13 protein-coding genes are annotated in these 13,073 nt (G+C 67.3%); 8 read left to right on the forward strand and 5 right to left on the reverse strand.

The window, feature by feature from the left end:
- The first annotated feature begins 209 nt into the window (after nt 1-209).
- Genes EGM71_RS19050 through EGM71_RS19075 form a run of 6 tightly spaced genes read left to right on the forward strand, consistent with a single transcriptional unit; the run spans nt 210 to nt 6,135 of the window.
- The gene (locus EGM71_RS19050; RefSeq protein WP_188486398.1) at nt 210-3,041 is read left to right on the forward strand and encodes a monovalent cation/H+ antiporter subunit A; all 2,832 of its coding nucleotides are present in this window, start codon (nt 210-212) and stop codon (nt 3,039-3,041) included.
- A complete protein-coding gene (locus tag EGM71_RS19055; protein WP_005419863.1) occupies nt 3,041-3,433 on the forward strand; it encodes a Na+/H+ antiporter subunit C in 393 nt (130 codons plus the stop codon). The genes EGM71_RS19050 and EGM71_RS19055 overlap by 1 nt, the downstream gene beginning before the upstream one ends.
- Nucleotides 3,430-4,965 carry a monovalent cation/H+ antiporter subunit D gene (locus EGM71_RS19060; RefSeq protein WP_188486400.1) on the forward strand — a complete coding sequence of 512 codons (1,536 nt, stop codon included), beginning with the start codon at nt 3,430-3,432 and terminating at the stop codon, nt 4,963-4,965. The genes EGM71_RS19055 and EGM71_RS19060 overlap by 4 nt, the downstream gene beginning before the upstream one ends.
- Entirely contained in the window at nt 4,962-5,468 is a 507-nt protein-coding gene (locus EGM71_RS19065) for a Na+/H+ antiporter subunit E (RefSeq protein WP_188486402.1), read from the forward strand. The genes EGM71_RS19060 and EGM71_RS19065 overlap by 4 nt, the downstream gene beginning before the upstream one ends.
- Nucleotides 5,465-5,749, forward strand: a complete 285-nt coding sequence (locus EGM71_RS19070) for a K+/H+ antiporter subunit F (protein ID WP_005411334.1) — start codon at nt 5,465-5,467, stop codon at nt 5,747-5,749. The genes EGM71_RS19065 and EGM71_RS19070 overlap by 4 nt, the downstream gene beginning before the upstream one ends.
- Nucleotides 5,746-6,135: a Na+/H+ antiporter subunit G gene (locus EGM71_RS19075; protein WP_188486404.1), complete on the forward strand. Its 390-nt coding sequence runs from the start codon at nt 5,746-5,748 to the stop codon at nt 6,133-6,135. The genes EGM71_RS19070 and EGM71_RS19075 overlap by 4 nt, the downstream gene beginning before the upstream one ends.
- A 143-nt stretch (nt 6,136-6,278) precedes the next feature.
- On the opposite strand, the gene EGM71_RS19080 is transcribed toward EGM71_RS19075, so the two are convergent.
- A complete protein-coding gene (locus EGM71_RS19080) occupies nt 6,279-7,244 on the reverse strand; it encodes a sodium:calcium antiporter (protein ID WP_188486406.1) in 966 nt (321 codons plus the stop codon).
- Nucleotides 7,245-7,317: 73 nt separating this feature from the next.
- Complete coding sequence (locus EGM71_RS19085) at nt 7,318-7,932, reverse strand: hypothetical protein (protein WP_188486408.1); 615 nt, start codon at nt 7,930-7,932, stop codon at nt 7,318-7,320.
- A 125-nt stretch (nt 7,933-8,057) separates the two neighbouring features.
- Between EGM71_RS19085 and EGM71_RS19090 the strand changes: the two genes are divergently transcribed.
- Nucleotides 8,058-8,603 carry a hypothetical protein gene (locus EGM71_RS19090; RefSeq protein WP_188486410.1) on the forward strand — a complete coding sequence of 182 codons (546 nt, stop codon included), beginning with the start codon at nt 8,058-8,060 and terminating at the stop codon, nt 8,601-8,603.
- A gap of 84 nt (nt 8,604-8,687) precedes the next feature.
- On the opposite strand, the gene hmgA is transcribed toward EGM71_RS19090, so the two are convergent.
- On the reverse strand, nt 8,688-9,986 hold the full coding sequence (gene hmgA / locus EGM71_RS19095; RefSeq protein ID WP_188486412.1) for a homogentisate 1,2-dioxygenase: 1,299 nt from the start codon (nt 9,984-9,986) through the stop codon (nt 8,688-8,690).
- Between the two features lie 85 nt (nt 9,987-10,071).
- Nucleotides 10,072-11,184 carry a 4-hydroxyphenylpyruvate dioxygenase gene (gene hppD, locus EGM71_RS19100; protein ID WP_185830026.1) on the reverse strand — a complete coding sequence of 371 codons (1,113 nt, stop codon included), beginning with the start codon at nt 11,182-11,184 and terminating at the stop codon, nt 10,072-10,074.
- 66 nt (nt 11,185-11,250) lie between these two features.
- On the opposite strand from hppD, the gene EGM71_RS19105 reads away from it, so the two are divergent.
- Nucleotides 11,251-11,808, forward strand: coding sequence for a MarR family winged helix-turn-helix transcriptional regulator (locus EGM71_RS19105; protein ID WP_088027642.1), 558 nt, complete (start codon nt 11,251-11,253; stop codon nt 11,806-11,808).
- Between the two features lie 80 nt (nt 11,809-11,888).
- Here the strand turns inward: EGM71_RS19105 and EGM71_RS19110 are convergent, their stop codons facing one another.
- Nucleotides 11,889-13,028: a hypothetical protein gene (locus tag EGM71_RS19110; protein ID WP_188486414.1), complete on the reverse strand. Its 1,140-nt coding sequence runs from the start codon at nt 13,026-13,028 to the stop codon at nt 11,889-11,891.
- Nucleotides 13,029-13,073 lie beyond the last annotated feature (45 nt).

The following is a 13,073-nucleotide window of genomic DNA, read 5'->3' on the forward strand; positions in this document are numbered from 1 at the left end:
CCCTGTGCGACAGGGCCTGCGGTCTCCCTGCGTGGGCGTAGGGTGTCCCCCGAGGGCAACCGGGGAGGGACTGCAGGAACGCGATGCTGCGCCGCAGAAAAAATGAATCAGCGGACGTTACATGCAATTGATCGCTGTTCGGTGGGTTTCGGCGACATTTCGCAGCCTGTTATCCTCCCTGACCTGCTCGTGAATCATGGATTCCCTGCATGCTCCCCAGCCTGCCCCTGCTGCTGGCCCTGCCGTTCCTGATGGCAGCGGCTGTTGCGGCCTTCCCCCGTAGTTCGCGCTCGACTGCTGCCTGGCTGGCGGCGCTGGCGCCGTTGGGCGGGCTGGCCATCCTCGGCTGGCTGACCCCGGCGGTGCTCGATGGCCAGGTGGTCCGCACCCTGCTGCCCTGGCTGCCACAGATCGGCCTGGACTTCACCCTGCGCCTGGACGGGCTGGCCTGGATGTTCGCCGGGCTGGTGCTCGGCATCGGCGCGCTGGTGGTCTTGTATGCGCGCTACTACCTGAGCCAGCAGGACAACGCACACCGCTTCTACTGCTACCTGCTGCTGTTCATGGGCGCCATGCTGGGCATGGTGCTGTCGGGCAACCTGCTGTTGCTGATGATCTTCTGGGAAATGACCAGCATCAGCTCGTTCCTGCTGATCGGCTTCTGGTCGCACCGCCAGGACGCCCGTGAAGGCGCACGCATGGCGCTGGTGATCACCGGCGGCGGCGGCCTGGCCCTGCTCGGTGGCGTGCTGCTGATCGGCCGCATCGTCGGCAGCTTCGACCTGGACGTGGTGCTGGCCGCCGGCGAGCAGATCCGCGCCAGCGCGCTGTACCCCTACGCCCTGTTCCTGGTGCTGGCCGGCATCTTCACCAAGAGCGCGCAGTTCCCGTTCCACTTCTGGCTGCCGCACGCAATGGCGGCGCCGACCCCGGTCTCGGCCTACCTGCACTCGGCCACCATGGTGAAGGCCGGCGTGTTCCTGCTGGCGCGGCTGCACCCGGCGCTGGCCGGCAGCGACCTGTTCTTCTATACGGTCAGCGGCATCGGCGCACTGACCCTGCTGATCGGTGCCTGGAATGCGATCTTCCAGCACGACCTGAAAGGCCTGCTGGCGTACTCGACCATTTCCCACCTGGGCCTGATCACCCTGCTGTTCGGGCTGTCCACGCCGATGGCGGTGGTGGCCGGCGTGTTCCACATCCTCAACCACGCCACCTTCAAGGCCTCGCTGTTCATGGCCGCCGGCATCATCGACCACGAAACCGGCACCCGCGACATGCGCAAGCTGGGCGGCCTGCGCAAGCTGATGCCGTTCACCAGCGCGCTGGCGATCATCGCCTCGCTGGCGATGGCCGGCATCCCGCTGCTCAACGGCTTCCTGTCCAAGGAAATGCTGTTCGCCGAAGCGCTGACGGCCGGTGGCGGCCCGGGTGCGATGCGCACGGCGGTGTCGATCGCCGCGCTGCTGGCCGGCGTGCTGGGCGTGGCCTACAGCCTGCGCTTCGTGCACGACACCTTCTTCGGCGCTGGCCCGCACGACCTGGACCGCGTACCGCATGAACCGCCGCGCTGGATGAAGGTGCCGGTGGAACTGCTGGTGGTGATCTGCGTGGCCGTGGGCGTGGCCCCGGCATTGACCGTGGCGCCGGTGCTGCATGCCGCCGCGGAGTCGATCCTCGGCAATGCCATGCCCGAGTACAGCCTGGCGGTGTGGCATGGCTTCAACCTGCCGCTGGCGATGAGCGCGATCGGCGTGGTCGGCGGCGTGGCGCTGTACTTCGGCCTGCGCAAGCTGATCAACCTGCACGGCGTGGAAACCCGCACCACCGGCCGCAACGTGTTCCATGCGCAGCTGGATGCGATCTCCGCGCTGGCCATGCGCCTGACCAACGGCATCGCCAACGGCAGCCTGCAGCGCATGCTGCTGGGCCTGGTGCTGGTGGCGATCGTGGTCGCCGCCGCGCCATTCGTGGCCAACCCGGCCTCGCCGAACTGGACCGCACCGCAGCCGATTCCGCTGCTGGGCTGGGCACTGTGGCTGGTGATGATGGCCTGCGCGGTCGCCACCCTGCGCGTCTACAAGCAGCGCCTGCTGGCGGTACTGCTGGTCGGCGGCGTCGGCCTGATGGTGGCGCTGACCTTCGTGTTCCTGTCCGCGCCCGACCTGGCCCTGACCCAGCTGCTGGTGGAGATGGTGACGCTGGTGCTGATGCTGCTGGGCATGAACTACCTGCCGGCGCAGTCCGGCTCGGAGCGGCCGCGCTGGCGCAAGCGCCGCGACGCAGTGATCGCGATCATCGCCGGTGCCGGGCTTGGCGCGCTGGCCTATTCCGCGATGACCCTGCCGCCGAACACGATGGCCGGCGAGCTGCTCGCCCGTGCGCTGCCCGAGGCTTATGGCCAGAACGTGGTCAACGTGATCCTGGTCGACTTCCGCGGCTTCGATACCTTCGGCGAGATCACCGTGTTCGGCATCGCCGCGCTGGTGGTACATGCGCTGCTGCGGCGTACGCGGATGGCACCGGAGCAGATCATGCCCGGCCCGCCGATCAAGCTGCCGGTGCCGGCCGACCTGGCGCAGATCATGTTCCCGCTGACCCTGACCGTGTCGATCTTCCTGTTCCTGCGCGGCCACAACGCACCGGGCGGCGGCTTCATCGCCGGCCTGGTGCTGGCGGTACCGCTGCTGATCCAGTACGTGATCCAGGGCACCGCATCGGTGGAATCGCGCTTCGGCTTCGACTACATCCGCTGCATCGGCATGGGCCTGCTGATCGCCCTGCTCAGCGGCAGCGCGTCGATGCTGTTCGGCGTGCCGTTCCTGACCAGTGGCCACCTCGACCTGCACCTGCCGTTGATCGGCGACGTGCCGCTGGCCAGCGCGATTGGTTTTGACATCGGCGTCTATCTGGTGGTGTTCGGCGGCGCCATGCTGATGCTGTCGATGATGGGCACGATCAAGCCGTCGCGTACCCGCACTGCCCGCAAGGGTGAGATCGACCTGCAACGCCGCTCGGCACGCACCGGGGAGATGCACTGATGGAACTGGCCCTGGCTACCGCGATCGGCGTGCTGACCGCCATCGGCATCTACCTGCTGCTGCGTGCGCGCAGCTTCGATGTGATCCTCGGCATGACCTTCCTGTCCTACGCCACCAACCTGCTGATCTTCGCCGGTGGCCGCGTGGTGCTGGGCAAGGCGCCGGTGCTGCAGGAAGGCGTGGACAGCCATCTCGGCAACTACACCGACCCGCTGCCGCAAGCGCTGGTGCTGACCGCGATCGTGATCGCCTTCGCGATGACGGCGGTGAGCATCGTGCTGGCCATGCGCAGCCGCAGCGACAACCACAGCGACCACGTGGACGCCCATGAGCCGGATGACGACCTGCAGGATGAGCGCGTGCCGCCGCGCCAGGGCGAGGACCGCGCATGAATCACCTGGTGATCCTGCCGATCCTGATTCCGCTGCTGGGTGCTGCGCTGTCGCTGTTCGTCGAACACCGCCGCTATGGCCCCAGGGTGCAGCGCGCGGTGGCCTGGACTTCGCTGTCGGCGCTGGCACTGGCGGTCGGCCTGCTGTTCGCCACCACTGCCAGCGGTGAGATCAACGTCTACCTGCTCGGCGACTGGCCGTCGCGTCTGGGCATCGCGCTGGTGGCCGACCGGCTGTCGGCATGGATGCTGCTGACCACCCTGCTGCTGGCCATTCCCTGCCTGCTGCATGCCTGCTCGGGCTGGGACCGTCGCGCGCCACACTTCCATGCATTGTTCCAGTTCCAGTTGGTCGGCCTCAACGGTGCGTTCCTGACCGGCGACATCTTCAACCTGTTCGTGTTCTTCGAGGTGATGCTGATCGCCTCCTACGGCCTGCTGCTCAGTGGTGGCCGTGGCCTGCGCATGCGCATCGGCCTGCATTACGTGGTGTTCAACGTCACCGCCTCGACCCTGTTCCTGATCGCGTTGGGCCTGCTGTACGCCTCGCTGGGCTCGCTGAACATGGCTGAGCTGTCGCAGCGCATCGCTGAAGTGCCGCCGGCACAGCTGACCCTGGTGAAGGCGACGATGGGCCTGCTGCTGCTGGTGTTCTGTGCCAAGGCCGCGCTGATGCCGCTGTACCTGTGGCTGCCGGAAGCCTATTCGCGCGCGCCGGCCGCCGTGGCCGCGCTGTTCGCGATCATGACCAAGGTCGGCCTGTACTCGGTGCTGCGCATCCAGATGCTGTGGTTCGGCGACGATGCCGGCGCTATGGCCGGCTATGGCCGCGACTGGTTGCTGTGGGCCGGCGTGGCAACGCTGGTGCTGGGTGGCCTGGGTGCGCTGGCTGCAACCCGCCTGCGCGTGCTGATCTCCTACCTGGTGATCGTGTCGGCAGCCACGCTGTTCATCGCCTTCTCGGTCGGCACGCCGCAGGTGCTCTCGGCCGGTCTTTACTACCTGCCACACAGCAGCTTCGTCGCCGCCGCGCTGTTCCTGATCGCCGACCTGATCCGCCGCCGACGCGGTGGTGCCAGCGACCGCAAGGAAGTGGTCGCGCCGATGCCGGGCAAGGAAACGCCAGCCGTGCTGTTCCTGATCGGTGCAGTGTCGGTGGCCGGCCTGCCGCCACTGTCCGGCTTCCTGGCCAAGGCTGCGCTGCTCGCCGGCATGCCGGCGCAGTACACCGCCCCGGTCTGGACTGCGGTGCTGGTCAGCAGCCTGCTGGTGATCATGGGCCTGACCCGGGGTGGCATCCGCCTGTTCTGGCGCGTGCCGCCGGTCGAGGCCGATGCACCGAAGCCGCGCAAGGCACGCCTGCGCCGGGTCGAGCTGTACGCGGCCTGCATCCTGCTGGCCTACGGCATCGGCATGACCCTGGCCGCTGCACCGCTGATGCGCTACACCGACGCCACCGCCGCACAGCTGCTGCACCCCAGCGAGTACGTGCAGCAGTTGCGCGCGACCACGCCGGAGATCCGCCAGCCATGACCGCCCAGCGCTCCCTGTTCCGCCGCATCATTCCCTCGCCGATGCTCAGCATCATGGTGGTGGCGTTCTGGCTGCTGATGTCCGACAGCTTCACCCTCGGCCAGATCGTGCTGGGGCTGGTACTGGGCGTGGTGGTGCCGCTGTTCGCCGCACGCCTGGACCGCGAGTTCGCCCGCATCGGCACCCTGCGCCCGTTGCCGAAACTGCTGTGCGTGACCCTGTGGGACATCCTGATGTCCAACATCCGCGTCGCCATCCAGGTGCTGGGCCCGGAAAAGAACATCCACCCCGGTTTCATCTGGTTGCCGCTGGACATCGCCAACATCCACGGCATCGCCGCGCTGACCAGCATGATCACCCTGACCCCGGGCACGGTCTCGGCCGCGCTCAGCGACGACCGCAAGTTCCTGCTGGTGCACGTGCTGCACCTGGAGGACCCACAGGACCTGATCAATACGATCAAGCGCCGTTACGAGGCGCCGTTGATGGAGATCTTCCCATGACCGGTTTTGAAGTCATCCAGACCACCCTGGTGGTATGCATGCACGTGGTCGGCCTGGCCATGCTGCTGGCCACCTGGCGCCTGCTGCGCGGGCCGACCGTGCCCGACCGCATCCTCGCGCTGGATACCCTGTCGGTGACCGCGATCGCCGAGCTGATGCTGTTCGGCATGTACCTCAACTCGCCGATCTACTTCGAGGCGGCGCTGATCATCGCCATGCTCGGCTTCGGCAGCACCGTAGTGCTGAGCAAGTTCGTGCTGCGCCGGGACATCGTCGAATGATCACCGCGATCCAGATCGTCCTGTCGATCCTGCTGCTGTTCGGCTGCTTCTTCATCCTGGTCGGCGCGCTGGGCCTGGTGAAGCTGTCCACGTTCTTCAAGCGCCTGCATGCACCGACCAAGGCGAGCACGCTGGGCGTGGGCTGCGTACTGGTGTGCTCGGTGTGCTACCACATCTTCCTCGGCCAGGACCCGCAGCCGCGCGAGCTGCTGATCACCGTGTTCCTGTTCATCACCGCGCCGATCAGCGCGCACATGATGGCCAAGGCCGCGCTGTCGCTGCTGATGGAAACCCGCCCCAGCCTTCCGGGCAACGAGCCGGCCGCCGAAGAGCAGCTGCCGCCGCCGGAACCGGTGCGGGAAGAAGAGCACGCGCAGAATCGGTAGTGCCGGTTGAGGCCGACCTTGGTCGGCGCTTTTTCCCCGAGTGCCAACCAAGGTTGGCAGCTACCGCATCATCGGCGGCGTGACCGGCAAGGTGCCGACCGTTGGTCGGCACGACATCAACCGCATCCACGCATGGCGTGGATCTACAACGCCGGTGCGCCTACCAGCAGCAGCTCCAGCACGAACCAGCCGACGAACGCGACCAGCAGGATTCCGCCTTCGCTGCGGCTGATCTTCAGGTCGCCACGCAGCATCGGGTACAGCACCAGCGCGAACGCCAGCAGTGCCGGCAGTTCCAGGCGCACGAACGAGGCCGGCAACGCCAACGGCTGCAACACCGCCATCGCACCGATCACCAGCAGCAGGTTGACCACGCTGGAACCCAGCACGTGGCCGAGCACCATGTCGCCGTGGCCGCGACGGGCGGCAGCAATCGCGGTTGCCACCTCCGGCAGCGCGGTGCCGATCGCCACCGGCAGCAGGCCGACCAGCAGCGGCGTCCAGCCCAGCGCTGCCCCGAAGTCAGCAGCGGCGCCCACTACCAGGCGTGCGCCCCAGTACAGCGTCAGCGCGGCGATCAGCACCCGCAGCACGTTCAACGGCAGGCTGGTGCGGCTCAGTGCGGATTCGGCGATGGCCACCTGCACCTCGGCACTCTCGACGCGACCGCGGCGCAGCAGCAACACCTGCACGACGATGAAGCCCGCCACCAGCACCCCGCCTTCCCAGCGCACCAGGCGACCATCCAGCCCGAACAGGATCAGCAGCACGCCGGCCGCCAGCAGCGACCACCACAGCACCGTCTGCAGACGCGCGCGCAGCAGCAGCGGTGCCGCGATGGCCGCCACCGCCAGGGTCAGGCCCAGGTTGACGATGCTGCTGCCCACCGCATTGCCCAGTGCCAGCTCCGGTTGACCGACCGCCAGCGCGCGCGCGTTGACCGCCAGTTCCGGCAACGAGGTGGTCACCCCGAGCAGCAGCAGCCCGGCAGTGAACGGGCTGGCCCCGAAGCGCTGGGCCAGGCCGGACACGGCCTTGACGATGGAGTCCCCGCCCAGCGCCAGCAACAGCAGGCCGAGCAGGAACCAGGCAATGGCAATGGCGATCATCGAGCACTCCCCCAGCAGTGGTGGCGCGATTCTACGCTTGGCCCGAGCGCATGGCTGGGCGGTGGATCAAGGATCAGCCACAGCCTTCCACATAGTCGACCTGCGGGGTCTGCCCGACGCGCCAGGCACCCACCCGGCCATCGGCACCGAGCGCGAAGTCGATCACCGCCCCGCCCTCCTGCGCCGGCCGCACGCGCAGGTGCTGTGCCTTCTCGTCGTACTTGTCGGGGCCGACGTCAGCGCGCTCGGGGTACAGCACCTGCAGCTCACCCAGGGTCATGCCGACCTTGCCGCCGCCTGGTGCGGTGATGGCTGCGCTGCGCACGTCGTAGCGCACCAGCTTGCGGCCTTCGATCATCAGTCGCGGATCCTCGGCATCCTGCGGGCGCAGGAAGTAACAGCCATCGTTGCCATCGTCAGCCGGCAGCGGCTTGCCGGCGGCATCAGCACCCAGCCCCTGCAGCGGTGTGCCAAAACCACTGCGGACTTCGGCGATGCCGGCGCCCAGCTTCGCACCGGCGAAGCCGTCCAGGCGCGCCGGGCCCTGCTCGGCGGCCGGGACCATTGGCGCAGGCGCGGCGGTGGCGCCCGTACTGGGAGCCGTGGCGGTCGGCGACGGCGCCTCGGCGTTGCGGTTGCAGGCAGTGAGCGACAGCAGCAAAAGACCGGCAATCGGAAGGTGCTTCATCGGTGCGGTTCCCTGGCACGAAGGTAGCTGCACGCTAGCGCAGCGCGCGTGCAGGCGCTGCATTGTCATCGCGGTTTCATCGCCTTCGTTCAGGCTCGGCGTGCACCGACTTGGCTGTCCCTTCCATGCAACCGCGCAAGACCGAACTCGCCCGAACCGCGCTGCAGGCCCACCGCGCGCCGCTGGACATGCGCCAGCGCCGGTTGCTGATCCTGTGCGACGGCCAGCGCAGCATCGCCGATCTGACCGGCCTGCTCGGCCAGGACGCGCCGGCGATGGTCATCCAGCTGGTGCAGGCCGGCTACCTCAGCACCGGTACCGGCGCCACAGCCCCACCGCCGTCGCCGGCAGCCGTGGTGGCCCCGCAGCCCGCAGCACCGGCCGCGGCACCTGTTGCAGCCACGACCACAGCTGTCGAGCGCCGCCGTTCGCTGGTGGCCGCACGCATCTATGTGCTGGGCATCCTGGAAATGCAGCGCCATCCGCAGGCGGCGGCGCTGTTCCGCGACCTGCAGCAGGCCCGCGCCGAGAACGAAGTACTGCAGGTGCTGCAATCGGCGATGCGGATCCTGCCCGGGCTGACCTCGGAAGGCTATTGCCAGCGTGTGCGCCAACGCCTGCTGGAAGCGCTGCCGCTGGAGCACTGCGACGCGTTCGTCGAGGCCGCCTGAAGAAAAAGGGGACGGAGGGGATTAAGTCGTTTCGAACACAGGTGTGCTGTTTGCGACTTAATCCCCTCCGTCCCCTTTTCCGGATCAGCGGAAGTTGTTGCGCAGGCCGTTCCAGCACTGCTGGTAATCGCCCTGGCGATGGCCGGCATCCAAGGCCTGCGCGGTCGGGCGGATCACCGCGCGGGTCTCGAACATGAAGGCCATCGTGTCCTTGATCACATCGGCCTTGGACAGATCGGCACTGGAAGCCTTGTCGAAGGTCGGCGCGTCCGGGCCGTGGCCGCTCATGCAGTTGTGCAGCGACGCGCCACCCGGCACGAAGCCCTCTGCCTTGGCATCGTAGGCGCCATGCACCAGGCCCATGAACTCGCTGGCGATGTTGCGGTGGAACCACGGCGGGCGGAAGGTGTTCTGCGCCACCAGCCAACGCGGCGGGAAGATCGCGAAGTCCATGTTGCTGGTCCCCGGCGTGTCGCTGGGCGAATGCAGCACCAGGAAGATCGACGGATCCGGGTGGTCGTAGCTGATCGAACCGATGGTGTTGAAGCGGCGCAGGTCGTAGCGGTACGGCGCGTAGTTGCCATGCCAGGCCACCACGTCCAGCGGCGAATGGTCGATCGGCGCACGCCACAGGCGGCCCTCGAACTTGGCGATCAGCTCGAAATCACCGTCCACATCTTCGAACGCTGCGTGCGGGGTTTCGAAGTCGCGCGGGTTGGCCAGGCCGTTGGAACCGATCGGGCCAAGGTCGGGCAGTTTCAGCAGCGCACCGTAGTTTTCGCAGATGTAGCCGCGGCTCGGGCCGTCGGGCAGTTCGACGCGGAAGCGCACGCCGCGCGGGATCACCGCGATCTGCTGCGGCTCGATCTCGATCACGCCCAGCTCGGTCAGCAGGCGCAGCGCGCCCAGCTGCGGCACGATCAGCAGTTCACCGTCGGCGTCGTAGAAGTAGCGGCCGACCATGTCGCGGTTGGCAGCGTAAAGGTGGATGCCCACGCCGGCATGCGCGTCGGGCGAACCGTTGCCACCCATCGTGTACAGGCCTTCGACAAAGTCGGTCGGCAGCTGCGGCAGCGGCAGCGGGCTCCAGCGCAGCTGGTTCGGCGAGGCCGGCTGTGCGCCGAAATCACACTGCAACTGCGACTGCGCGAACGGAGTGAATTCGCCATGGGTCACCGCCGGACGGATCCGGTACAGCCAGCTGCGGCGATTGCTGCCACGCGGCGCGGTGAACGCGGTGCCGGTCAACTGTTCGGCGTACAGGCCGTGGGCCACCTTCTGCGGTGAGTTCTGCCCGACCGGCAGCGCGCCGGCGACGGCCTCGGTGGCGAATTCGTTGCCGAAACCGGACTGATAGCCACGGGCGGTGATGGCGGGGGACATGGGAACTCCAGAGATTGCCGGCCAGCGGCCGGCACTACCATTCGGACAGGCAATGCCGGCGGGAAGCCGGCATTGCCTGCAGACCTTACAGCACGCCGCGGCGGATCTGGTCGCGCTCGATGCTCTCGAACAGCGCGGTGAAGTTGCCTTCGCCGAAGCCTTCGTTGCCCTTGCGCTGGATGATCTCGAAGAAGATCGGGCCGATACAGTTCTGGGTGAAGATCTGCAGCAGCTTGCGCTGGTGGGTTTCCGGATCGGCATCGATCAGGATCTTGTTCTTCGCCAGGCGCGCCACGTCTTCACCGTGGTTCGGCACGCGCTGGTCGATCACGTCGAAGTAGGTCTCCGGCGTATCGAGGAAATCCACGCCCTGCGCGCGCATTGCTTCGACGGTCTCATAGATGTTCTCGGTGAAGCAGGCGATGTGCTGGATGCCCTCGCCCTTGTACGCGTCCAGGTACTCGTTGATCTGGCTCTTCGGGTCGGACGATTCGTTCAGCGGGATGCGCACGATGCCATCCGGCGCGGTCATCGCCTTGGACACCAGGCCGGTCTTCAGGCCCTTGATGTCGAAGTAGCGGATCTCGCGGAAGTTGAACAGACGCTCGTAGTAGTCCGACCACTGCTGCATGTTGCCGAAGTACAGGTTGTGGGTCAGGTGGTCGATGAAGGTCAGGCCGAAGCCCACCGGGTGCAGGTCGGCACCGGCGATCGGCTCGTAGTCGCCGTCGAAGATGCTGCCGGCGCTGCCGTAACGATCGACCAGGTACAGCATGCAGTCGCCGATGCCCTTGATGATCGGCGCGCTGACCGCCTTGCTGTCCGGCTTGAAGGCGATGGCTTCGGCGCCGTTGCCCAGCGCGGTCTGGTAGACCTCCTGGCCCGGCTTCTTGAAGCGGATGGCGAAACCACAAGCGCACGGACCGTGCTTTTCAGCGAAGTCCGAAGCGAACGAATCGGGGTCTTCATTGACCAGGAAGTTGACGTCGCCCTGGCGATAGACGGTAATCGGACGCTGCTTGTGCTTGAGCACCGCGCTGAAGCCCATTTTCCGGAAGTACTCGTGCAGCTCCTGGCCACGGCCGGCCGGGGCGGCGAATTCGACGAACTCGAAGCCGTCGATGCCCATCGGGTTCTCGAAGGTGGTGACCTGCATGCCGGGGTTGGGGTGCGAGGCGGTCGGGACTGCGGTATTCATGGCGTGGCTCCGAATCGGTACCGCATCGGTACAAACCAGGTGCGGGCAGGTAGGGACCCGGCGAGAATGCAGGGTCTGGACCTACCCCTTATAGTTACACTTGAAACCACCAGCAAGGTGCACCGCAACATGAGCCCCGCCGATCCCGTTTCGACCCGCCTGCGTTCCTCGCACGTCCTGCTCGACCTGGAACAGTTCCTGCCATATCGGCTGAGCGTGCTGTCCAACCGGGTCAGCGGCAACATCGCCAAGCTATACGGCGATCGTTACGGTCTGGCGATCCCCGAGTGGCGGGTGATCACCATCCTGGCGCTGTACCCGGGCTCCTCGGCCAGCGAGGTCTCCGACCGCACAGCGATGGACAAGGTGGCGGTCAGCCGGGCCGTGGCCCGCCTGCTGGAGCGCGGTTTCATCAAGCGCGAGACCCATGGTGACGACCGCCGCCGCTCGGTGCTGGCGCTGTCGGCAGCCGGCTTCGAGGTGTACGAGACCATCGCCCCGATGGTGATCGAGATCACCCGCAAGCTGATGTCGGTGCTGAGCGACGAGGAAGAGCAGGTACTGGAAAAGCTGATCCTGCGCCTGGCCGGCGAAGGCCTGGAACGGATGGGCGAAGGGGTCTGAGGGAAAAGGGGACGGAGGGGATTAAGTCGTAATCAGCACATGTGTGCGTGATACGACTTAATCCCCTCCGTCCCCTTTTTTCAGCTCAGATGCTTGCGCCGTGCATGGATCCACGGCACGGCCAGCGCTGCGATGGCACCGCCGGCGAAGCCCAGCGAGGCGGCAACCGTGGCGGCTTCGACTGCCCCCGGCAGCGCCAGCGCCGCGGCCACCAGCAGCAGCGACGGCAGGCCGACGAAGGTGCCCAGGAAGAAGTGCCAGCGGGGTGACCAGGTGTTGAGCTGCAGCAGACTGACCGGTTGCCAGGCGTCGGACGCTGCATCCTCGGCGATCTTCGCCACCACCTTGCCCAGATCCACTTCCGGCAGCGCGCGCCCCAGGCGGGCGGTCGCCAGCAGTTCGGCCACGGCCTCCACCGGCGGGAAGCTGGACGGCCACGCAACCGGCGCCGGCACGCCGTAGGCGGTCAGCAGCGGCACACTCAGCCACGGCGCCACCAGCGGGCGCATGCGGCGGCGGCCGTGCACGCACCAGATCTGCGGCTGTCCGTGCGCAGTGACGCTGTACAGCGCCAGTTCGTTGGCCGGCGGATAGCCCAGCATGGTCACCCGCGCTGCCAGGCTGTCCTGGCCCATCGCGCGCAGGAAACCGGGGCGGCTACGCCCTTCCTGCATCCACGCCAGGCCCAGCGCGCCGACCAGCCAGGCCTCTGCGACGTCCTTGCTGCCGGCGGTGGCACGTTCGTCACTGGCCAGATACCAGGCCAGCGATTTCGGCTCGGCGACATCGTCCAGGCCCCAGCGGCTGTCGTCCCCCAGCACGTGGCGTACCGGCAGGCGGGCCGGTGCGGTTTCGCCACGTTCGCCGGTCTGCAGGAACGGCAGCACGCCCTGGATGAAGGTGGACAGATCGATGGCACGCACGCCGTGGCCCTGCCATTCCGGCGGCAGCAGGCCAGCCAGCTGGCCCTCGGCGGCCAACGCGTCCAATCGCGATTTCTGCTCCACCAGTTTCTGCACCGCGCCCTTCAGCACCACGTTGTCGGGCAGCGCGATCTGCGGCAGGCGGTGGCGTGGCGGTTCCAGTTCAACAGCGTCCTCGCCGATGCCCGCGTCATCCAGCAGGGCCTCCTGCGGCGGCAGGGTCACGCCCTCGCCTGCCCCACCCTCGGCCAGGTCGCTGGCAGGTTCGGGCAATCGTTCGGCGTGGTCGCTGTGCATGGGCGTTCCGGTAGGTTGCGTCGACGGGGCGTCGACTGAGGTCCT

The organism is Stenotrophomonas maltophilia (genome assembly GCF_006970445.1).
GTDB lineage: Bacteria > Pseudomonadota > Gammaproteobacteria > Xanthomonadales > Xanthomonadaceae > Stenotrophomonas > Stenotrophomonas maltophilia_AU.

Bases quoted from the DNA above. Each gene is read 5' to 3' on its own strand.
- EGM71_RS19050 (WP_188486398.1), top strand. From the start codon at position 210: ATGCTCCCCAGCCTGCCCCTGCTGCTGGCCCTGCCGTTCCTGATGGCA.
- EGM71_RS19055 (WP_005419863.1), top strand. From the start codon at position 3,041: ATGGAACTGGCCCTGGCTACCGCGATCGGCGTGCTGACCGCCATCGGC.
- EGM71_RS19060 (WP_188486400.1), top strand. From the start codon at position 3,430: ATGAATCACCTGGTGATCCTGCCGATCCTGATTCCGCTGCTGGGTGCT.
- EGM71_RS19065 (WP_188486402.1), top strand. From the start codon at position 4,962: ATGACCGCCCAGCGCTCCCTGTTCCGCCGCATCATTCCCTCGCCGATG.
- EGM71_RS19070 (WP_005411334.1), top strand. From the start codon at position 5,465: ATGACCGGTTTTGAAGTCATCCAGACCACCCTGGTGGTATGCATGCAC.
- EGM71_RS19075 (WP_188486404.1), top strand. From the start codon at position 5,746: ATGATCACCGCGATCCAGATCGTCCTGTCGATCCTGCTGCTGTTCGGC.
- EGM71_RS19080 (WP_188486406.1), bottom strand. From the start codon at position 7,244: ATGATCGCCATTGCCATTGCCTGGTTCCTGCTCGGCCTGCTGTTGCTG.
- EGM71_RS19085 (WP_188486408.1), bottom strand. From the start codon at position 7,932: ATGAAGCACCTTCCGATTGCCGGTCTTTTGCTGCTGTCGCTCACTGCC.
- EGM71_RS19090 (WP_188486410.1), top strand. From the start codon at position 8,058: ATGCAACCGCGCAAGACCGAACTCGCCCGAACCGCGCTGCAGGCCCAC.
- hmgA (WP_188486412.1), bottom strand. From the start codon at position 9,986: ATGTCCCCCGCCATCACCGCCCGTGGCTATCAGTCCGGTTTCGGCAAC.
- hppD (WP_185830026.1), bottom strand. From the start codon at position 11,184: ATGAATACCGCAGTCCCGACCGCCTCGCACCCCAACCCCGGCATGCAG.
- EGM71_RS19105 (WP_088027642.1), top strand. From the start codon at position 11,251: ATGCAGGGTCTGGACCTACCCCTTATAGTTACACTTGAAACCACCAGC.
- EGM71_RS19110 (WP_188486414.1), bottom strand. From the start codon at position 13,028: ATGCACAGCGACCACGCCGAACGATTGCCCGAACCTGCCAGCGACCTG.